At 68.7% G+C, this 19,229-nt stretch carries 19 protein-coding genes; 12 read left to right on the top strand and 7 right to left on the bottom strand.

Annotation, left to right across the window (positions count from 1 at the left end; genetic code table 11):
• Positions 1-152 precede the first annotated feature (152 nt).
• The gene (gene pgsA / locus AC1RUS_RS01105; RefSeq protein ID WP_492912170.1) at positions 153-770 is read left to right on the top strand and encodes a CDP-diacylglycerol--glycerol-3-phosphate 3-phosphatidyltransferase; all 618 of its coding nucleotides are present in this window, start codon (positions 153-155) and stop codon (positions 768-770) included.
• A gap of 93 nt (positions 771-863) precedes the next feature.
• Positions 864-1,919: an alpha/beta hydrolase gene (locus tag AC1RUS_RS01100; protein WP_492912168.1), complete on the top strand. Its 1,056-nt coding sequence runs from the start codon at positions 864-866 to the stop codon at positions 1,917-1,919.
• Between the two features lies 1 nt (position 1,920).
• Here the strand turns inward: AC1RUS_RS01100 and AC1RUS_RS01095 are convergent, their stop codons facing one another.
• Positions 1,921-2,088, bottom strand: a complete 168-nt coding sequence (locus tag AC1RUS_RS01095; protein WP_492912166.1) for a hypothetical protein — start codon at positions 2,086-2,088, stop codon at positions 1,921-1,923.
• A gap of 355 nt (positions 2,089-2,443) precedes the next feature.
• On the opposite strand from AC1RUS_RS01095, the gene AC1RUS_RS01090 reads away from it, so the two are divergent.
• Both AC1RUS_RS01090 and AC1RUS_RS01085 read left to right on the top strand, forming a co-directional pair.
• Positions 2,444-2,650, top strand: coding sequence for a cold-shock protein (locus AC1RUS_RS01090; protein WP_035045318.1), 207 nt, complete (start codon positions 2,444-2,446; stop codon positions 2,648-2,650).
• 127 nt (positions 2,651-2,777) lie between these two features.
• Positions 2,778-3,941 (top strand): patatin-like phospholipase family protein, encoded by a 1,164-nt coding sequence (locus AC1RUS_RS01085; RefSeq protein WP_492912164.1) that lies wholly within the window; start codon positions 2,778-2,780, stop codon positions 3,939-3,941.
• A 2-nt stretch (positions 3,942-3,943) separates the two neighbouring features.
• Here the strand turns inward: AC1RUS_RS01085 and AC1RUS_RS01080 are convergent, their stop codons facing one another.
• From AC1RUS_RS01080 to AC1RUS_RS01070, 3 genes are all read right to left on the bottom strand, one after another.
• The gene (locus AC1RUS_RS01080; protein ID WP_492912162.1) at positions 3,944-5,617 is read right to left on the bottom strand and encodes a response regulator; all 1,674 of its coding nucleotides are present in this window, start codon (positions 5,615-5,617) and stop codon (positions 3,944-3,946) included.
• A gap of 2 nt (positions 5,618-5,619) precedes the next feature.
• A complete protein-coding gene (locus AC1RUS_RS01075) occupies positions 5,620-7,131 on the bottom strand; it encodes an ATPase domain-containing protein (RefSeq protein WP_492912160.1) in 1,512 nt (503 codons plus the stop codon).
• Positions 7,132-7,248: 117 nt separating this feature from the next.
• Positions 7,249-8,007: a LytTR family DNA-binding domain-containing protein gene (locus tag AC1RUS_RS01070; RefSeq protein WP_492912158.1), complete on the bottom strand. Its 759-nt coding sequence runs from the start codon at positions 8,005-8,007 to the stop codon at positions 7,249-7,251.
• A 122-nt stretch (positions 8,008-8,129) separates the two neighbouring features.
• Here AC1RUS_RS01070 and AC1RUS_RS01065 point away from each other — a divergent pair, with 122 nt between their 5' ends.
• The 3 genes from AC1RUS_RS01065 (at position 8,130) to carB (ending at position 12,703) form a co-directional block, all read left to right on the top strand.
• On the top strand, positions 8,130-8,753 hold the full coding sequence (locus AC1RUS_RS01065) for a DUF2306 domain-containing protein (RefSeq protein WP_492912157.1): 624 nt from the start codon (positions 8,130-8,132) through the stop codon (positions 8,751-8,753).
• A 28-nt stretch (positions 8,754-8,781) separates the two neighbouring features.
• Positions 8,782-9,252, top strand: coding sequence for a hypothetical protein (locus tag AC1RUS_RS01060; RefSeq protein WP_492912155.1), 471 nt, complete (start codon positions 8,782-8,784; stop codon positions 9,250-9,252).
• 157 nt (positions 9,253-9,409) lie between these two features.
• Entirely contained in the window at positions 9,410-12,703 is a 3,294-nt protein-coding gene (gene carB / locus AC1RUS_RS01055) for a carbamoyl-phosphate synthase large subunit (RefSeq protein ID WP_492912153.1), read from the top strand.
• 87 nt (positions 12,704-12,790) lie between these two features.
• Here carB and AC1RUS_RS01050 read toward each other — a convergent pair whose 3' ends face one another.
• Together AC1RUS_RS01050 and AC1RUS_RS01045 are read right to left on the bottom strand one after the other, a co-directional pair.
• Positions 12,791-13,699, bottom strand: a complete 909-nt coding sequence (locus AC1RUS_RS01050; protein WP_492912151.1) for a hypothetical protein — start codon at positions 13,697-13,699, stop codon at positions 12,791-12,793.
• Positions 13,696-14,694: a hypothetical protein gene (locus tag AC1RUS_RS01045; RefSeq protein WP_492912149.1), complete on the bottom strand. Its 999-nt coding sequence runs from the start codon at positions 14,692-14,694 to the stop codon at positions 13,696-13,698. Before AC1RUS_RS01045 ends, AC1RUS_RS01050 begins: the two co-directional genes overlap by 4 nt.
• Before the next feature lie 55 nt (positions 14,695-14,749).
• Here AC1RUS_RS01045 and AC1RUS_RS01040 point away from each other — a divergent pair, with 55 nt between their 5' ends.
• A complete protein-coding gene (locus AC1RUS_RS01040) occupies positions 14,750-15,199 on the top strand; it encodes a hypothetical protein (protein WP_492912147.1) in 450 nt (149 codons plus the stop codon).
• On the opposite strand, the gene AC1RUS_RS01035 is transcribed toward AC1RUS_RS01040, so the two are convergent.
• Complete coding sequence (locus tag AC1RUS_RS01035; protein ID WP_492912145.1) at positions 15,172-15,753, bottom strand: TetR/AcrR family transcriptional regulator; 582 nt, start codon at positions 15,751-15,753, stop codon at positions 15,172-15,174. The two genes, AC1RUS_RS01040 and AC1RUS_RS01035, sit on opposite strands and share 28 nt — an antisense overlap.
• Positions 15,754-15,840: 87 nt before the next feature.
• Here AC1RUS_RS01035 and AC1RUS_RS01030 point away from each other — a divergent pair, with 87 nt between their 5' ends.
• The 4 genes from AC1RUS_RS01030 to AC1RUS_RS01015 all read left to right on the top strand — a co-directional run bounded on the left by AC1RUS_RS01030 (position 15,841) and on the right by AC1RUS_RS01015 (position 19,229).
• Complete coding sequence (locus tag AC1RUS_RS01030; RefSeq protein WP_492912143.1) at positions 15,841-16,266, top strand: PaaI family thioesterase; 426 nt, start codon at positions 15,841-15,843, stop codon at positions 16,264-16,266.
• 68 nt (positions 16,267-16,334) lie between these two features.
• Positions 16,335-17,426 (top strand): HPP family protein, encoded by a 1,092-nt coding sequence (locus AC1RUS_RS01025; RefSeq protein WP_492912141.1) that lies wholly within the window; start codon positions 16,335-16,337, stop codon positions 17,424-17,426.
• A gap of 211 nt (positions 17,427-17,637) precedes the next feature.
• Positions 17,638-18,270 carry an aldehyde dehydrogenase iron-sulfur subunit PaoA gene (gene paoA / locus AC1RUS_RS01020; RefSeq protein WP_492912139.1) on the top strand — a complete coding sequence of 211 codons (633 nt, stop codon included), beginning with the start codon at positions 17,638-17,640 and terminating at the stop codon, positions 18,268-18,270.
• Positions 18,267-19,229 (top strand): FAD binding domain-containing protein, encoded by a 963-nt coding sequence (locus AC1RUS_RS01015; protein ID WP_492912137.1) that lies wholly within the window; start codon positions 18,267-18,269, stop codon positions 19,227-19,229. Before paoA ends, AC1RUS_RS01015 begins: the two co-directional genes overlap by 4 nt.

The raw sequence follows: 19,229 nt of genomic DNA, 5'->3' as shown, positions 1-19,229 counted from the left end.
CGTGCGCGTCGCCGCAACTGGCGAGACCCGTCGCGATCCCGTCTCGCCTGTATAGCGAACCCGCGACGATCCGGGGCAAGCAAAAACACCGGTTGCGGTTAACGGTCGACGACGGATAGCCCTTCCGCGCTTTCCCGCGTTAGAACGGGACCATGAAGAATCTTCCGAACATCCTGACCGCTTCCCGCCTCGTCGTGGCCCTGTTCATGTTCGTGGCCCTGGCCGCCGCGGCCGGCGCGGTGCCCTATCTGAGCGAACGCCTCACCGGCGAGGACCAGCTGCGGCTGGAGCGCTGGGCGTTCTGGGCGTTCGTGATCGCCGCCATCACCGACTTCTTCGACGGCTGGCTGGCCCGCAAGCTGGACGCCGTCACCGTCTGGGGCGCGATCCTCGACCCGATCGGCGACAAGATCCTGGTCTGCGGCGCCCTGCTGGGCCTGATGGCGCTGGGCCCCAACCCGATGGTCGTGCTGCCCTCGGGCCTGATCCTGTTCCGCGAATTCGCCGTCAGCGCCCTGCGCGAGGTCGGCGCCGGCAAGGGGATCAAGCTGCCCGTCACCCTGCTGGCCAAGTGGAAGACCACCCTGCAGCTGGTGGCGATCGGGGCCGAGATGGTGCTGGCCTCGTGGTCGGCGTTCGGCCTGCCCGACACGCCGGATGTCGTCGGCCCGGCCACACTGATCATCCACGGCCTTCTCTGGGTGGCGGCCGTCATCACCGTGATCACCGGCGCCCAGTACTGGGAAGCCGCGCGCAAGGCGCTGGCCTGAAGCAACTCAGAAACCGTCGTTCTTCCAAACGCCATGATGCCGCCACAAGCGGCGCTGAAGCTGACCCCGCCATCTTGAACGGCGGGGGACGCCATGCCTGGCCTGGTTCGCGGACTGCTGCTTCTCGCGCTGCTGATCGCCTGGCCGCTGACATCGCGGGCCGAGGGCCGCCTCGTCGATTTCGAGCTACGGTCGCCGCATCTCGAGCATAACCGGATCGGCCTGTCGCCCGTCCGCAAGGTCACAGCCTACCTGCCGGAAGGCTACGATCGGGGCGCGGCGCGCTATCCGGTGATCTACTTCCTGCCGAACCTCTTCGAGGACAACCGCACCCTGTTCGACCAGCAGGGCGCGAAGGCGGTGTTCGATCAGGCCATCTCAACCGGGGTGATCGCGCCGGTGATCGTGGTGGCGGCCGATTTCTCGACCCCGGTCGGCAGCTCGTTCTACGCCAACTCGCCGGTGACCGGCGACTGGACGACCTTTTTGACGGAGGACCTGACGGCGGCGGTCGATGGCCGCTTTCGAACCCTGGCCCGGCCCAGCTCCCGCGCCCTGCTGGGCGACCGGATGGGCGGCTACGGCGCGATCCGCACCGCCCTGCTGGCGCCCGGCGTGTTCGACACCGTCTACGCCCTGCATCCGGTCGGGACCGGCATCGGCCAGCAGACCATGAACTCGCGGCCTAATTTCGATCGCCTCGCCGCCGCCAAGTCGCCGGCCGACCTGGGCGACGATGTCTTCTCACGGGTCTTCCTGAGCCTGTACCAGGCCTTCCTGCCCAATCCGGACAAGGCCCCGCTGTTCGCGGACCTGCCGGCGCGCGGGCGCGGCGCAGGCCTGGTCACCGACGCCGCCGTGACCGCTCGACTGCAGAACAACTTCCTGCTGGACCGCCTGCTGCCGGCCCACGCCGACAATCTCAAGGCCTTGAAGGGGTTCAGGTTCGACTGGGGGCGGTTCGACGCCAACCAGGATCACGTGGTGGCCAACCGCGCCTTCGCCAATCTGCTGGAGGAGTTGGGCGTACCCAATGAGGCCGAGGAGTATCGCGGCTGGTGGGGCGAGCGGCACTGGGGTTCGGACGGCCGCGTCTATACCGACGCCCTGCCCTTCTTCGCCCGGACACTGGCCTTCGAGGCCGGCTGAGCTACTCGGCCGCCAACCTTATCGCCGGCGCGGTCTCGTCCTCGACCGCCTCGCCGTCGGTGGGTCCGTGCAGCAGCCAGTCGGTGTCGGGGATCGTCTCCCCGCGGCGGGCGCGCTCGGCCCGCATCATCATCGACAACCAGTTCGCGCCCGTCGTTCGCAGCACCATTCTCGACTCCCAAGGCCGGAGATATTTTTGAGAATGACTTGCAATAGCGGCGCCCGCAAGGCGTTTCGCGCGGCGAAAGGCGGTCTTTGAAATATCGGATCTCGTGGGCGAGGCGCAGCGAATTGCGAAGATCAGACGACGGTGTTCCGCCTGGGCCAAAAAGCAGAATCCAAGATTCTCCTTGCTGGCGAGCTTTTATACCCGCATCATGAGGCTATCGAATTCGCTGCCGTTCGGCCTGCTATTCCATGCTTCCTTCGCGGAAGCGCCGGACGCGCCCACCGATCCCCAACGAAATTTGATCGTCGTACGGAACGCTTCCGGCGGCGACTACTATCCAAAGGACTATCATACCATGGCTACCGGCACCGTTAAGTGGTTCAACGGCACCAAGGGCTTCGGCTTCATCCAGCCGGACGACGGCGGCAACGACGTTTTCGTGCACATCTCGGCCGTTGAGCGCGCCGGTCTGCGTACGCTGAACGAAGGTCAAAAGATCACGTACGAACTGGAACAAGACAAGCGCAGCGGCAAGATGTCCGCTGGCCAGCTGCAAGCTTAATCCAGTCAGAGAGCCCGGTTTCCGGGCTTTCGAAAGCTTCGATAGGCCGGCGCATGCGCCGGCCTATTTGCGTTTGGGGCGTCTGCTTCTAGTCTCGCCGCCTCGTCTCCAGCCTGGTTTGAACGGCATGCGCGCGGCCCGGATTCTGATTGTCCCGCTGGTCTGCCTGATCCTCGCCGCCTGCGGCTCCCTGCCCCGCGACGCCTTCACCGCCCGCGACATCGTCGGCGGCGCACCCCAGGGCCTCAGCGACATTCGCTTCAACGCCAGCGACGCCGAGGCGGGCATCCGCTTCGCCGACGCCGCCCGCACCCGCGCGGCCCATCAGAAGACCTTCGACGTCCTGGCCATTTCGGGCGGCGGCTCGAACGGCGCCTACGGGGCCGGCGTGCTGGTCGGCTGGACCAAGGCCGGCGACCGGCCCGAGTTCGACATCGTCACCGGCGTCTCGACCGGGGCCCTGACCGCCCCCTTCGCCTTCCTGGGCCCCGACTGGGACAAGCGCCTGACCCAGGCCTACACCAGCGAGGCGGCAGGCCGGATCCTGAACCGGCGCGGCCTGGACATTTTCTTCCGGCCCAGCTTCTACAAAACCACCGCCCTGCGCGGCCTGGTCGAGAAATATGTCGATCCGCCGCTGCTCTATGCGGTCTCCGTGGAGCACGCCAAGGGCCGGCGGCTGCTGATCGCCACCACCAATCTCGACACCGAGGAGACGGTGATCTGGGACATGGGCGCCATCGCCGCGCGCGGCGACGCGGCCTCCCTGAAGCTGTTCCAGGACGTGCTGGTGGCCTCGGCCAGCATTCCCGGCGTCTTCCCGCCGACCCTGATCGAGGTCGAGGGCAAGGGCCGGCGGTTGTCTGAAATGCATGTCGACGGTGGGGTGACCATCCCGTTCTTCGTCGCGCCCGAAGCCCTGCTGCTCTGGACCTCGCCCGACAAGGGCTTGGCGCGGCCCGGCCGCATCCGGGTGATCGTCAACGGCAAGATCGGCGGCGGCTTCGCCTTCACGCGCGGCGGCGCCCTGTCGATCGTCGGCCGCTCGTGGGCGACGATGAGCAAGGCCCTGATGCGCACCCACCTGACCGCCAGCGCCTCGTTCGCCCGCCGCAACGGCGGCAGCCTGCTGTTCGCCGCCATCCCCGACGACGCCGACGCCGACACCTCGGGCCTGGACTTCAAGGCCGGCAACCGCGAGGCGCTGTTCAAGCTGGGCTACGACGGCGGCGTCTCGGGCAAGGCCTGGCAGGCCCCCGCTATCCCGGTCGAGCTGCCGGCCGGGCACTAGGCCTAGACGGCCGCCCGGTCCTTCAGCGCCGAGCGCACGGCGTAGTCGAGGTCGTCGATGCGGAACGGCTTTCGCAGCACCTGCCCCAGGTCCATGACCTTCTCGACGGTCTCCATGTTGGCGTAGCCGGTCGCCAGGATGATCGCCAGGTCCGGCCAGCGGCCTCGCACGGCCTGGACCACCTCGACGCCGTTCATGCCGGGCATCGCGAAGTCGACGATCAGCAGATCGGGCGCGCCATCGTTCAGAAGGGCCAAGCCGTCCTGGCCCGTCGCGGCCTGGGTCACCTCGTGACCCAGCATCTGCAGGCATTCCACGATGAACCGGCGCACGCCCGGATCGTCGTCGACGACCAGGATCCGCCTCTGCTGGCGATCCTGGGCCAGCAGGCTCAACGCAGCCGTGGAACTGGTCAGTTCAGTCGCCGAGCTCAGAGGAAGCCAGACCCGCAGGACCGTACCCTCGCCCTCGACGCTGTCGATCTGCACCGTGCCGCCGGACTGCTGGGCGATGCCGAACACCTGGCTCAGCCCGAGCCCCGTGCCCTTGCCGATCGGCTTGGTCGTGAAGAAGGGATCGAACACCTTGGTGATCAGGTGAGCCGGGATGCCCGAGCCCGTGTCCTGAACGCTGATCACGCCGTACCAGCCGTTCTGCAGGACCCCGTCGCTGGCCTCGGAAACCCGGCTGGAGATCGTCAGCACGCCGCCCTCCGGCATGGCGTCGCGGGCGTTGATCGACAGGTTCAGGATCGCCAGTTCCAGCTGGTTGGCGTCGGCCATGGCCCAGGGCGCGGTCGGGTCCAGGTCCATGACGATGGTGATCTGCGGACCGATGGTGCGGGCCAGAAGATCGTTCATGCCCTGGATCAGGGCGTTCAGATCCACGGGCTTCAGCGTCAGACGCTGGGAGCGCGAGAAGGCCAGCAGCTGATGGGTCAGCTTGGCCGCGCGCTCGGCCGCCTGGGCGGCGAAATCGGCCAGGCGGGCGGTGCGCTCCTCCGCGGTGCGGCGCTGGATCATTTCCAGATTGCCGAAGATCACCGTCAGCAGGTTGTTGAAGTCGTGGGCGATGCCGCCCGTCAGCTGGCCGACGGCCTCCATCTTCTGCGACTGCACGAGGGCGGACTGCACGCGCTCGCGTTCGGCGACTTCCTGCATCAGCCGGTTGTTGGCCTCCGACAGCTCCGCCGTCCGGTCCTGGATGCGCGCCTCCAGTGTGCCGTTGAGCTGGGTCAGTCGCTCCTCGGCGGTCTGAAGCGCCAGCAGTCGGCGGCGCGCCTCGTATTGCCGGCGGCGGCCCCGCAGCGACGAGGACACCGCGCTGGCCAGGGTCTCGCCGTGGATCGGCCGCTCCAGCACGATGACGTTGCCCAGCTCGGCCAGGGTCTGGGACGCCTCGATCGGACGCCGGCCCGATCGCTTGGTCGACAGCAGGATGAACGGAAAATCCGACCAGGGCGGCTGGTCGGCCAACCACTCGGCCAGCTTGCGGCGATCGGCCGACGCCAGGGACTCCTCGGTGATCAGGGCCGCGCCAGCGCCCAAGGCCAGTTCGAGGGCCATGGCGTCAGCGCTCTCGCAGACCTTGGTTTCATGACCCTGGCGCGACAGCAGTTGCTCGATCACCTGGGCGTCGCGGCCGCGAAGCGCCAGAAGCAGGATACGCTCCTCCACCCTCACACCTCGCCTGCGGCGGGATCAGCCGCGAGCAGGGGTGTGGCGCCGCGATAGGTAGGCAGGCCGGTCAGCACGCCCTCGAAGTCCTTCAGCGGCTCGCCGATCTGCAACCCGCCATGGCCGAGCCTGAACTCGCGGATGCTGGCCTCGTGCGGCGTCGTGCGGCTCTTGGCCACCGACACGGCCTTGAGCATGTTCCCCTGCGCCTCGAAGTACCTGTAGAGGATGATGGTGTCGGACAGGTAGCTGAGATCGACCTCCGAGCGCACGTCGCCGATGATGCCGTGCTGCCCCAGAACCAACAGGGTGATGACGCCCTGCTGGTTCAGATAGCTCAGCATCTCGTGCATCTGCAGCATCAGGTATTTCTCGCCCGGCATGGCCTGCAGGAAGGCGTTGAGGCTGTCGATGACGATCAGCTTGACCCCGTCGGTCTCGACCGAGCGCCGGATCCAGCTGGCGAATTCGCCCGGCGACAGCTCTGCGGGATCGATCTGGAACAGCTGCAAGGCGCCGGAGTCGATATGGGGCTGCAGGTCCATGCCCATCGAGCGGGCCCGGGACAGCAGGGTCGCCCGCCCTTCGTCGAACAGATAGTAGGCGGCCTTCTCGCCGCGCGCGATCGCGCTGACCGCGCAGTGCACCGCGGTGCTGGTCTTGCCGACGCCGGACGGACCGTTGAGCAGCGCGTTGGTGCCTGACGACAGGCCGCCGCCCAGCATCTGGTCCAGGCGCGGCAGGCCGGTGGAATGCAGGGTCACGGCGAAGTCGCTGTGGTGCTCGGCGGCCACCAGGCGCGGGAACACCGACACCCCGCCGGTCTCGATGACGAAGTCGTGGAAGCCGCCGCGATACTTGACGCCGCGCATCTTCACAACCCGCAGGCGGCGGCGCTCGGAGCCGTATTCCTGGGCCGCCTGCTCCAGGGTGATGACGCCGTGAGCGATGCTGTGCAACTGCAGGTCGCCGGGATCGCTGCTGCGATCGTCCAGCATCAGGACCGTACAGTTGCGGGTCGAGAAATACTGCTTCAGCGCCAGGATCTGGCGGCGATAGCGCAGGGAGTTCTGCGCCAGCAGGCGCATTTCCGACAGGCTGTCGAACACCACCCGCTTGGGGCGCAGGCGGTCGACGCATTCCATCACGCCCTGGATCGTCTCGCCCAACTCGACCTCAGACGGCTCCAGGATCGACTGCTCGCTGTCGGGGTCCAGGCCCTCTTCGTTGACCAGCTCGAACAGCTCGATGTCGCTGAGATCCCAGTTATGGCTGCGCGCCACCTCGCGCAGTTCGGCGGCGGTCTCCGATAGGGTGATGTAAAGGCCGCCCTCGCCCGCCCGCGCGCCTTCCAGCAGGAACTGCAGGGCGATCGTGGTCTTGCCGCTGCCTGGCGTGCCCTCCAGGAGATAGGCGCGATTGGTCGTCAGTCCGCCGCCCAGAATGTTGTCCAGGTCGGCGATGCCCGTCGAAACGCGCGAGGTCGGCGTGGTCTGTTCGGCTCTGACGGTCATCGATCATCCGGCGTGTGTCGCGCCGGCGAAGGCGCATTCCAGGTGATGAAAACGAGCTTGGCCGTTTTTGGCTGCATGAAGATCGACGCTTCGGCCGAACCTCGGATCGAAGGGCTCCTACAACCAGCCCGCCTCGCGCAGGGTCGGCGCATGGCGGCGGCTGACAGGCGCGACGATATCACCGGCCAGACGCAGTTCGCCCGCGCCGCGCCGCCAGTGGGCGGCCTCGATCGCGCCGGCGGCCACCCACCAGGAGCGATGGGTCTGGAAGCCGTGCGCGCCGGCCAGGTCCTCCAGGGCGTCGGCGAAGCGCAGGGTCAGCAGCTCCTGCCCCGCGTCGGTGTGGACCTTCAGATAGTGGTCATGGGCCTCGACGGCGATCAGTCGGGCCGCTCGGCGCTTGGCCGACAGGCGACGGCGGAAGGCGGCCTCGGCCTCTGGCAGCGGCGGGGCGACGATCACCCGGGTCTCGACCACGGCCGGCGGCGAGCGCCAGACCAGGCCACGCACCGCCATCACCAGGACGCTGATCACCCAGACCCGAAACCACAGCTCCGGCGGCGCCCATAGCCTGGGCGTTCCGTAGAAGAGGCCGAGGACCGCGACCAGCAGGGTGACGGGCGGAGTCATCAGGACGGAGCTGACCGCCAGCCGGGGCCAGAAGCCGCCCATCCGTCGGCCCAGGGTCTCGTCCAGCGCCACGCCGATCGCGCCGCCCCCGACGATGCAGATCAGCCAGTAGACGACGCGCGGCGCGGGCTCGAGCCGGGCGGTGCCGAACGGCCCCAGCACGCCCATGAAAAGGCCCAGCGCGATCATCAGCGCCAGATCGGCGCCCAGGCGTCGCGCGGCCGACCACTGATCCGCAGGCCCCATGGTCTCTTGCAATCCCCTTGTCCCCGAGGCGGCGCCGTTCGCGCAGAAACGGCGCCGCTCACGGACTTCGCGTAGCGCGGCGCACCGGCCTGGGCAATCTCCCGGCCAAACCGGAGCGCCTCATGACCCGAGCCCTTTCCCGCACTTTCTGGACGCTGTCGGCCGTGCTGAGCGCGGCCATCGCCCTCTTCTCCTATCGCTACCTGCTGGCGGTCGGCCCGCTGGCGCCCGACGTGCTCGCCAACATCTTCGCCAGGCCGTTCCTGGACCTGCACGTGGCGGGCGCCGCGACGGCCCTGCTGCTCGGGCCCTTCCAGTTCCTGAGCGGGGTGCGGGCGCGCTGGCCCCGGATCCATCGGATCATGGGCCGGATCTATGTGGTCGGATGCCTGTCCGGCGGCGTCGGCGGACTGGTCCTGGCGTTCGGCAGCAAGGCGGGCCCTGTCGCCACGGCTGGGTTCGGCCTGCTGGGCGCGGCCTGGATCTACGTCAATATCCAGGCCTGGCGGCTGGCCGTCGCGCGGCGCATTCCCGAGCACCGCGCCTGGATGATCCGCTCGTTCGCCCTGACCTTCGCGGCGGTCACCCTGCGGCTCTACCTGCCAATCCCCATCCTGCTGGACCTGCCGGCGCTGGACAGCTACCGGGCGATCTCGTGGCTGTGCTGGGTCCCCAACCTGCTGGTCGCCGAGCTCTATCTGCGGACCGCGACCAGCGCTTGGCGCCCGTCCGCGCCGGTGGTGTAGTCGGCCGTCCCCCACTCCGGAATCGTCGATGCTGGCCGCCCTGTTGTTGTCCGCCGCCGTGAGCGCCTGTCCGATCGAACAGGCGCGCTACGCCCTGCGCACCGAGCCCGCGGTCACCGCCGGCTTCCTGCGCGTGGAGAGCGGCCGCGACTGGCCGTCGGGCCTGGCGCTGGGGATCGACATCCACGGCCGCCGCCACTGGTTCCTGCCGTTTCCAGGCGGCACGAACGGCGAGCAGAACCTGGCCTCCACGCTCGACCCCACCGTCGCGGGCTGGGCGCCGCCCAATCCGGACGGCGGGCCGCGCCCGCTGGGAAACTTCCAGTATCTGGGCTTCGACGCGACCTATCGCCTGCTGGACACGATTCCCCGCAGCGGCGGCGCGGCGCCCGCTCACATCCTGCTGCCCACCCTGGACGACGCCCTGCGTCATCCGGCGGGGGACGGTCCGCGCGACAGCATTCCCCGGCAATTCTTCGACCTCGTCGGCTGCGGCTGACGCCGAACCCCGTTCGCTCGCGACGCCCGTTAACCCCGCCCTAACATGCGGGGTTGCGCCCATCCGACTCCGTCTCTAAACGGGCGACTTAACCTGCAAGATGGTCGGCAGCGGGCGCGCGGATGTGCGCGACCGTGTCTCTGCGCGCGAGTTTCCTATGCCCAAAAGAACAGACCTCTCCTCGATCCTGATCATCGGCGCCGGCCCGATCGTCATCGGCCAGGCGTGCGAGTTCGACTATTCGGGCGTCCAGGCGTGCAAGGCTCTGCGCGCCGAGGGCTACCGGATCATCCTGGTCAATTCGAACCCCGCCACGATCATGACCGATCCTGACGTGGCGGACGCGACCTATATCGAGCCGATCACCCCGGAGATGGTCGCCAAGATCATCGAGAAGGAGCGTCCCGACGCCCTGCTGCCCACCATGGGCGGCCAGACCGCGCTCAACACCGCCCTGGCCCTGGAAGCGGCCGGCGTTCTGGAGAAGTTCGGCGTCGAGATGATCGGGGCCAAGGCGGCCGTGATCGACAAGGCCGAGGACCGCCAGAAATTCCGCGACGCCATGGACAAGCTGGGTCTGGAAAGCCCCCGCTCCAAGGCCGCCCACACCATGGACGAAGCCATGGAAGGCCTGGATTTCGTCGGCCTGCCGGCGATCATCCGCCCGTCCTTCACCCTGGCCGGCACCGGCGGCGGCATCGCCTACAACCTCGAGGAATTCAAGGAGATCGTCGAGCGCGGTCTGGACCTGTCGCCGACCACCGAGGTGCTCATCGAAGAGAGCGTCCTGGGCTGGAAAGAGTACGAGATGGAGGTCGTGCGCGACACGGCCGACAACTGCATCATCGTCTGCTCGATCGAGAACATCGACCCGATGGGCGTGCACACCGGCGACTCGATCACCGTCGCCCCGGCCCTGACCCTGACGGACAAGGAATACCAGTGGATGCGCGCGGCCTCGATCGCCGTGCTGCGCGAGATCGGCGTCGAGACCGGCGGTTCGAACGTCCAGTTCGCCCTGAACCCCGCCGACGGCCGCATGGTCGTCATCGAGATGAACCCGCGCGTGTCGCGCTCGTCGGCCCTGGCCTCGAAGGCCACCGGCTTCCCGATCGCCAAGGTCGCCGCCCGCCTGGCCGTCGGCTACACCCTGGACGAGCTGAAGAACGACATCACCGGCGGCGCGACCCCGGCCTCGTTCGAGCCCTCGATCGACTACGTCGTCACCAAGATCCCGCGCTTCGCCTTCGAGAAGTATCCGGGCTCGGAAGCCACCCTGACCACCGCCATGAAGTCGGTCGGCGAAGTGATGGCCATCGGCCGCACCTTCAAGGAAAGCGTCCAGAAGGCCCTGCGCGGCCTGGAGACCGGCCTGGCCGGCTTCGATGAAGTGGAAATCGCCGGCGCTGACGATCCCGACAACGGCAAGGCCGCGGTGATCCGCGCCCTGGGCGTGCCCACCCCCGACCGCCTGCGTGTCATCGCCCAGGCCTTCCGCCACGGCCTGACCGTGGAAGAGGTCAACGCCGCCTGTTCCTACGAGCCCTGGTTCCTGCGCCAGATCGCCGAGCTGATCCGCCAGGAAGGCTGGGTCCGCGCCGGCGGCCTGCCGACCGACGCGCAAGGCTTCCGCGCCCTGAAGGCCCAGGGCTTCTCCGACGCCCGCCTGGCCAAGCTGGCTGGCTCGACCGAGAAGGCCGTCCGCAAGGCTCGCCAGGACCTGAACGTCCGTCCGGTGTTCAAGCGCATCGACAGCTGCGCCGGCGAGTTCGCCGCCACCACGCCCTACATGTATTCGACCTATGAGTTCGGCGCCCTGGGCCAAGTCCCCGAGTGCGAGAGCCTGCCGAGCAACCGCAAGAAGGCGGTGATCCTGGGCGGCGGTCCCAACCGGATCGGCCAGGGCATCGAGTTCGACTACTGCTGCTGCCACGCGGCCTTCGCGCTGGACGCCATCGGCATCGAGTCGATCATGGTCAACTGCAACCCCGAGACCGTCTCGACCGACTATGACACCTCCGACCGCCTGTACTTCGAGCCCCTGACGGCCGAGGACGTGCTGGAGCTGCTAGCCGTTGAACAGTCCAAGGGCGTGCTGACCGGCGTCATCGTCCAGTTCGGCGGCCAGACGCCGCTGAAGCTGGCCCACGCGCTGGAAGAGGCCGGCATCCCGATCCTGGGCACCAGCCCGGACGCGATCGACTTGGCCGAAGACCGCGAGCGATTCCAGCAACTGCTGAACGGCCTGGACATCGCCCAGCCCGAGAACGCCATCGCCCGCACCTGGGACGAGGCCCGGGCCGAAGGCGACAAGATCGGCTTCCCGTTCGTGATGCGTCCGTCCTACGTGCTGGGCGGCCGAGGCATGGAGATCATCCGCGATCACGAGCACCTGGAACGCTACATCACCAACACCGGCGAGATCTCGTTCGAGCACCCGATCCTGTTGGACCACTATCTGAGCCGCGCCACGGAAGTGGACGTCGACGCCCTGTGCGACGGGACCGACGTGTTCGTGGCCGGCGTGCTGGAGCACATCGAGGAAGCCGGCGTCCACTCGGGCGACAGCGCCTGCTCGATGCCCCCCTTCTCCCTCAGCGCCGAGACCGTTGAAGAGCTGAAGCGCCAGACCGTGAAGATGGCCCTGGCCCTCAATGTGCGCGGCCTGATGAACGTGCAGTTCGCCATCGAGGAGCCGCACTCGGCCAATCCGCGCATCTATGTGCTGGAAGTGAACCCCCGCGCCTCGCGCACGGTGCCGTTCGTGGCCAAGACCATCGGCCAGCCGGTCGCCGCCATCGCCGCCAAGATCATGGCCGGCGAGACGCTCGCCAGCTTCGGCCTGGTCGACAAGCCCTACGACCACATCGCGGTCAAGGAAGCGGTGTTCCCGTTCGCCCGTTTCGCCGGCGTCGACACCATCCTCGGCCCGGAAATGCGCTCGACCGGCGAGGTCATGGGCCTGGACTGGAAGCGCGAGGGCGAGACCAGCATGGCGCCGGCTTTCGCCCGCGCCTTCGCCAAGAGCCAGCTGGGCGGCAGCGTCACCCTGCCGACCAAGGGCACGGCCTTTGTCTCGGTCAAGGAAAGCGACAAGCCCTGGATCGTCGAGCCCGTCCGCCTGCTGCAGGCCGCCGGCTTCACGGTGCTGTCGACCGAAGGCACCCGCGCCTACCTAGCCACCCAGGGCATCGCCGTCGAGCACGTCAAAAAAGTGCTGGAAGGCCGTCCCAACATCGTCGACGTGATGAAGAACGGCGGCGTGCAGCTGGTGTTCAACACCACCGAAGGCAAGCAGGCCCTGGAAGACAGCTTCGACATCCGCCGCACGGCGCTGATGATGAAGGTGCCCTACTACACCACCTCGGCCGGCGCACTGGCCGCCGCGCAAGCCATCTCGTCGGCCCCGGCCGCGGCGCTGGAAGTGCGTCCACTGCAAAGCTACGCTTAAGCCATCGCTGGCCCGTCAGGGCTGGAACGAAGGACGCCGCGACGGTCGCAGGGCCGGCGCGGCGTTTTGCGTTCGGGAGCTCCCGTCTTAGGGACCGGCGAGCCGCGACGGCGCCACGGGCGTGCAGAGCTCTTGCCGGCTCTGGATTTGCCGGCAGGCCGCCTGAGCGGCCTCGAAAGATGCGTTGAGCTCGGCGAGCCGTTGGTCGAAGCCCGCCTTGCCGCCGCAATGGCGCTTGATGACCTGGGACTGCTGGCTGGTTCCCCACATCACCACCTGCAAGGCGGGGGTGGCCGAGCCGCCCTGTTTGCCAAGGGGAGAGTCCAGGAACTGTTCGATCTCGCGGTCGATGGCGTCCAGTTCGCGATTGGCCGCCGACGCCGCTTCGCGGACGCACTCCGGCAGCGCGGGCGCGGGCGGCGGAGGGGGAGCGACGGGAGCGACCGGCGCGCTGCCTCGGCTGACCGCGAGCTTCAGGATGCACAGGTCCAGCTGATGCCCCCTGAGGCCGCCGGCGGTGTTGCACGACGCGGCGTCCCGGCACTGCGGAACAGGCTCCCGTGCCCGCTGCTCGTAATAGGCCAGGTTGCGACGATATTGGGTCCCGGTCAGCGAGCCGCCGCCCGTCGTCGAGCGCATCGGCTGGCCGCCATCCGCATAGGCCCATTTCCGGGTCGACTCGACGAAGACCTCACGCGGCTGCCTCGGCAGGTTGATCATCCGCGCGGTCTCCATGTCGGCCTGGACCTTGGCGTCGAACTCGGCCTGGCAGTCTCCCTCGCCCACCGCCCCCATCCGCGGCGCCGGATCGCCGGAGTTGGAGCCGAAGGTCGCGGCGCTGGGCGCGACGGGGGTGAACGTGGGAACCTTGACCTGGGCGGGCGGCTGGGCGACAGGCCCCTGCCCCGGCAGACCGGACCCCATCAGCAGCGGCGCGAGCACGGCGCAGCCATAGGCCACGAACGATCGCAGGATCTTTCCAGTACGGCGGGTCATTTCGGGTCGCCCAGGGTTTGCCGGATCAAGCGGTCGAGGCTGAACGTGCCGACCGGCCAGCCGGAATCGTTGGCGCGGGCCAGCCGCTCTTTCCGCTTGGCGTCGGACGCCGCGGCCTTTTCGCGCTGCTTCTTCTCGGCGACCTGCACCAGCAACGGCCGGATCACCGGATCCAGCGAGGCCTCCAGCGCTTCGATCTCGGGGTTCTTGGCCTGGTAGAACGCCTTCGAGTCCGCGATGACGGGGCCGACCATCTTGACCCAGAGTTCGTCGCAGGACGTGGAGCAGGGATAGCGGGTCAGGCGGTCGGCGAAGTTGCCCGTCTGCCTGTAGCGCTCGGTGTCCCGCGACAGGGTCACGTCCGCCGTATTCAGGGAATAGCTGACCGACTTGGCCGGATCGGGAGACGAGAAACTCGCAGAGACCGGCGCCGTCGCCGGCCTGACCCCCGCAGGCCCCAGCGGATAAGGCTGGATCCTTGACCAGCTGTAGCTGGTTCCCATCCAGCTATAGCTGTGGGTGAAAACCCCTTCGCCGTCATTGACCCAGACGCCGATGGTCACAAGACCGATGAAACGACCACGAAGCGCAAAGCCGGTCGATGTCGACGCCACGCGGCCATTTTCCATCCTGATCAACATGCCCCGTCCCAGGGCCAGCCCCTCGTGGCAGGCGCCGTCCCAGGTCGTTTTCGCCCGGTACTCGATCGACGCCTTCATGTTCAGGGTTATCCAGCCGCAGCCGTCCGCCGACGGCGCCACGACCTGCCCCTCACTGGGCGTGGCCGGATAGTAGGCGTCCACCTCAGGCGGCAGAGTCAGGGGCTGAGCCCACACCAGCCCGGGCGCGATCAACGCGGCGGCGAGACAAAGCGCTCGAAGACGCACCATGAGCTTTGACAAGACGCCACCCCGTATCAGCGTTCGCTGAAGATTGTGGCCTCGAAGCGCCGGCTGTAAAGCGGCAAAGCTTGCGTCCTCGGCAGAGCCGGCCAAGGGCCGATCCGGACGTCCGGTTGAGCCCGGCCCGCCCAACCGCTAAGCAGCGATCATGACCTCCTACTCCACCGCCGACGTCGCCCGCCTCGCCGAGCGCCTGCTGGACCGCTCCCTGCCGAAGGAAGCGTGGACCCACGCCGCGCACCTGATGGCGACGATGCGGCTTGTCCGCACCCGCAATGAGAACCTCGAGCGCGACATGCCAGGGATCATCCGCAGCTATAACGCGGCCGTCGGCGGGGTGAACGACGACCACAACGGCTATCACGAGACCATCACCCAGGCCTATCTCGCCGCGATCCGCGCGTTCGTGGCGGACTTGCCGGAGGGAGCCTCGGACGGCGAAGCGGCGGCGCTGCTCTTGGAGACGCCGATGGGCGACAAGGCCTGGCCCTTGAGCTTCTGGAGCCGCGAGCGGCTGTTCAGCGTCGAGGCCCGGCGGAGCTGGGTTGCGCCGGATTTGGCGCCGTTCCCTCAGCTGGCGGCCGACGAGGAGGCGTAGCCCTCCACGAGGCGCATCAGCACGTCCTCCAATTCGGGGGCGTGGAGATGCGGGCTGTCCTCCAGCACCGCCGCGCGGATCACCCCGACCACGGCCCGGGTCAGGACGAAGGCCTCCAGCCGCGTCAGCGAGGGGTCGTGCGGCAGCAGGCGCGCGGTGCGGCGGGTCTCTTCGGCCAGTCCCTGGGCGCTTTCGACCGCCATCAGGGCTATCAGCGAAGCGCGGCGCACGTGCGGACGGCCCGGGAAGGCCCCGATCAGGGCGCGGATGGCCAGGCGTCGCGGGTTGTCGACGCCCGCGTCCGCCGCCCGCTCGCGCACGGCGATGATCTCGCGCCGGGCCAGGGCGACCAGGATCGCCTGCTTGCTCTCGAAATACTGGTAGAGCGTGCCGACGCTGACCCCCGCCACGGCGGCGATGCGGTTGGTGTTGAAGGCCTCGGGCGCTTCGCCTTCGGCTTCCAGGATCCGAGCCGCCGCCTCCAGGATCGCGTCGCGCGTGGCCCGCGCGCGGGCCTGCAACGGCCGCCGCACCGGGCTTCCCGCCTTGGTCATCGCCCCCTCCGCCCCTCAGCTCGAATGCGAGTTCAAAAATCCGAGCCTAGCTCGGATAGTGGCGACATCACAGCCACGGAGCGCCGCATGACGTGGGCCACCGATCGTCTCGACCTGCTGAAAGCCGGCGCCGCGTCTCCGCCGCCCGTGGTGGCCACCTTGCGTCTGGGCCTGCTGGACGACTGGGGACCGGGCTGGGCGCGCAAGACCTGGACGCCGGAACCGGACCTGCTGAACGTCGACGGCTCGCTGTTCGGCGGCTACATCGCGGCCCTGGCCGACCAGATCCTGGCCCTCGCGGCCATGACCGTGCTCCCTGACAAAGCGGCGTTTCGGACCGTCAACCTGGCCGTCCGCTTCGTGAAGGTGGGCCGCGACGCGCCTCTGGCCATCGAGGGTCGAGTGGTGGCCCAGAGCCGCAACCTGATCACCGTCGAAGCCGATTTCAGGCAGGGCGAGGCGCTGATCGCCCGCGCCGACGCCCAGCAGGTGCTGGTCCCGCTGCCGGCCTGAACGTTTTCTGACGACGTCCGCACAAATTTCGGGCGCCCAAGCGGCGCGCCATGGCTTACTCGGGAACTATGGCCGACAGCATCCTCGCGCTCGTTCGCGGCAAGACCCCAACCCCGCCCCTGGCCGCCCTGCGCGGCGGCGGCGGCGCGCTGCTGGGCCTGCTGTTCGCCGGCGTGCTGGGACGGCTGTTCGTGGGCGGCGAGCTCCTCACCCATCCGTTGCTGGTGGCGCCGATCGGGGCCTCGGCGGTGCTGGTCTTCGCCGTGCCGGCCAGCCCCTTGGCCCAGCCGCGCGCGGTGATCGGCGGCAACGTCGTCTCGGCCTTGGTCGGGATCACGGTGGCGATGATGGTCCCCAACCTGGTGATCGCCGCGCCGCTGGCAGTCGGACTGGCGATCGCGACGATGATGCTGCTGGGCTGCCTGCACCCGCCCGGCGGCGCGGTGGCCCTGATCACCGTGATCGGCGGCGCGGCGGTGACCAAGGCCGGCTACCTGTTCGCCCTGACGCCCGTGGCGCTGGACTCCGTGCTGTTGACCGTGGCCGGCATGGCCTATGGCCGGCTGACGGGCCATTCCTACCCGCACAAGGTCCCGGTCGCCGCCAGCCCGCACCATAACAAGGACCCCGCCCCGGCCGCCCGCATCGGCTTCGACAGCGCCGACCTCGACAAGGCTCTCGCTCGCTATGGCGAGCTGCTGGACGTCAGCCGCGAGGACCTGGACGCTCTCTTCCGCCAGGTCGAGCTGCAGGCCCATCAGCGGCTGCACACGCAGATCCGCTGCGGCGACGTGATGTCCCGCGACGTGATCAGCGTCGACTCCCACCAGAGCGCCGAGAGCGCCCTGGCCTGGCTGGCCGAGCATGACCTGCGGGTGGCTCCGGTGATCGACGAGGACCGCCGCGTCGTCGGGCTGGTGCGTCGGGCCGAGCTGCAAGCCAACCGTCATCGCGCGGTGACGGCGGCGCTGGACCCGTTCACCTATCGGGTGCGGGAGTCGACGCCGATCGCGGCCCTGCTGCCGATCCTCTCCAGCGGCCATACCCACGAGGCCCTGGTGGTCGACGCCGAGCGGCGGCTGGTGGGGGTGATCTCCCAGACCGACCTCATCGCGGTGCTCTATCGCGCCCACATCGTCGAGGCGGTGACGGCCGGTTAAGCCCGCCGAACTCGGATCTGCAACGATCCCGCGCGCCGCCCATTGATGAATGAGCGACATGAGACCATGCCGTTTTCAGGGGGTAATCGCGGTCCGGCGGCCGCCTTAGTCTCCTGGTTTCCGTTCAAGGAATGACCGGCCCGATGGGACTTCGCGGACAGACGCCTTCGCAGGATCCAGGTCGAGCCGGCAGGAAGGATTCGCGCGCGCGATGCACAAGACCACTACGCCCTCGCTCTCGCGGCGCGACCTGATGGTCGTCGGCGCCGCCACCGCCGCCGCGACCACGGCCCCGCCCGCGGACGCCGCGCCGGCCCTCGCCGAGGCGCCGGTGCTGGCCAAGGTCGCCTTCGAGGTCAACGGCAAGCGCCACGCGCTGGAGCTGGACACCCGCACCACCCTGCTCGACGCCCTGCGCGAACACCTGAAGCTGACCGGCACAAAGAAGGGCTGCGATCACGGCCAATGTGGCGCCTGCACGGTGATCGTCGACGGGCGGCGGATCAATTCTTGCCTGACGCTTGCGGTGATGCACGAGGGCGACAAGGTCACCACCATCGAGGGCCTGGGAAAGCCCACCGCCCTGCACCCGATGCAGGCCGCCTTCGTCAAGCACGACGGCTACCAGTGCGGCTACTGCACGCCGGGCCAGATCTGCTCGGCCGTGGCGGTGCTGAACGAGATCAAGGCCGGGGTGCCCAGCCACGTCACCGCCGACCTCAACGCCACACCGGCGGTCACCGAGGACGAACTGCGCGAGCGGATGAGCGGCAACATCTGTCGCTGCGGGGCCTATTCCAACATCGTCGAGGCGATCGTCGATGTCGCGGGAGGCAAGGCATGAAGGCCTTCACCTACGAGCGCGCCCGCTCGCCCGCCGAGGCCGCCGCCATCGTGGCGCGCACGCCCGGCGCCAAGTTCATCGCCGGCGGCACCAACCTGCTGGACCTGATGAAGCTGCAGATCGAGACGCCCCGGCGTCTGGTCGACGTCAACGGCCTGGCGCTGGACAAGATCGACAAGACCCCGGACGGCGGACTGCGGATCGGGGCCCTGGTGCGCAACACCGACCTGGCCGCCGACAAGCGCGTGCGCCGTGACTACGGCCTGCTGTCGCGAGCCTTGCTGGCCGGCGCCTCGGGGCAACTGCGCAACAAGGCCACCACCGCCGGCAACCTGCTGCAGCGCACCCGCTGCCCTTATTTCTACGACACCAACCAGCCCTGCAACAAACGCCAGCCGGGGGCCGGCTGCTCGGCCATCGGCGGCTTCACGCGCGGCCACGCGGTGCTGGGGACCAGCGAGTCCTGCATCGCCACCCATCCCAGCGACATGGCCGTAGCCCTGCGCGCGCTGGACGCCACGGTCGAGACGGTCCGGCCGGACGGGGCCAAGCGCGCCATCCCCATCGCCGACTTCCACCTGCTGCCGGGCGCGACGCCGCACATCGAGACCGCCCTGACGCCGGGCGAGCTGATCACGGCGGTGACCCTGCCCAAGCCCGTCGGCGGCGTGCATCGCTACGACAAGGTCCGCGACCGGGCGTCCTACGCCTTCGCCCTGGTGTCGGTGGCCACCATCGTCCAGCCCGACGGCTCGGCGCGCGTGGCGCTGGGCGGCGTGGCCCACAAGCCCTGGCGGGTCGAGGCGGCCGAAAGCGAGACGCCGCGCGGCGCCAAGGCGGCGGCCGAACGGCTCCTGGCCGGGGCCCGTACCACTTCGGAAAACGGCTTCAAGCTGACCCTGGTCGAGCGCACGCTGGGCGCGGCGCTGGCCCAGGCCGACACCAAGACGGGGGCCTGA

This window comes from Caulobacter sp. GW821-FHT10F06 (assembly GCF_058809215.1).
The sequence above is the reverse complement of the archived record's forward strand: the minus strand, read 5'-3'. Positions and strand labels throughout refer to the sequence as shown.

Coding starts and splice junctions, on each gene's coding strand:
- pgsA (WP_492912170.1), top strand. CDS start 153: ATGAAGAATCTTCCGAACATCCTGACCGCTTCCCGCCTCGTCGTGGCC.
- AC1RUS_RS01100 (WP_492912168.1), top strand. CDS start 864: ATGCCTGGCCTGGTTCGCGGACTGCTGCTTCTCGCGCTGCTGATCGCC.
- AC1RUS_RS01095 (WP_492912166.1), bottom strand. CDS start 2,088: ATGGTGCTGCGAACGACGGGCGCGAACTGGTTGTCGATGATGATGCGG.
- AC1RUS_RS01090 (WP_035045318.1), top strand. CDS start 2,444: ATGGCTACCGGCACCGTTAAGTGGTTCAACGGCACCAAGGGCTTCGGC.
- AC1RUS_RS01085 (WP_492912164.1), top strand. CDS start 2,778: ATGCGCGCGGCCCGGATTCTGATTGTCCCGCTGGTCTGCCTGATCCTC.
- AC1RUS_RS01075 (WP_492912160.1), bottom strand. CDS start 7,131: ATGACCGTCAGAGCCGAACAGACCACGCCGACCTCGCGCGTTTCGACG.
- AC1RUS_RS01070 (WP_492912158.1), bottom strand. CDS start 8,007: ATGGGGCCTGCGGATCAGTGGTCGGCCGCGCGACGCCTGGGCGCCGAT.
- AC1RUS_RS01065 (WP_492912157.1), top strand. CDS start 8,130: ATGACCCGAGCCCTTTCCCGCACTTTCTGGACGCTGTCGGCCGTGCTG.
- AC1RUS_RS01060 (WP_492912155.1), top strand. CDS start 8,782: ATGCTGGCCGCCCTGTTGTTGTCCGCCGCCGTGAGCGCCTGTCCGATC.
- carB (WP_492912153.1), top strand. CDS start 9,410: ATGCCCAAAAGAACAGACCTCTCCTCGATCCTGATCATCGGCGCCGGC.
- AC1RUS_RS01050 (WP_492912151.1), bottom strand. CDS start 13,699: ATGACCCGCCGTACTGGAAAGATCCTGCGATCGTTCGTGGCCTATGGC.
- AC1RUS_RS01040 (WP_492912147.1), top strand. CDS start 14,750: ATGACCTCCTACTCCACCGCCGACGTCGCCCGCCTCGCCGAGCGCCTG.
- AC1RUS_RS01035 (WP_492912145.1), bottom strand. CDS start 15,753: ATGACCAAGGCGGGAAGCCCGGTGCGGCGGCCGTTGCAGGCCCGCGCG.
- AC1RUS_RS01030 (WP_492912143.1), top strand. CDS start 15,841: ATGACGTGGGCCACCGATCGTCTCGACCTGCTGAAAGCCGGCGCCGCG.
- AC1RUS_RS01025 (WP_492912141.1), top strand. CDS start 16,335: ATGGCCGACAGCATCCTCGCGCTCGTTCGCGGCAAGACCCCAACCCCG.
- paoA (WP_492912139.1), top strand. CDS start 17,638: ATGCACAAGACCACTACGCCCTCGCTCTCGCGGCGCGACCTGATGGTC.
- AC1RUS_RS01015 (WP_492912137.1), top strand. CDS start 18,267: ATGAAGGCCTTCACCTACGAGCGCGCCCGCTCGCCCGCCGAGGCCGCC.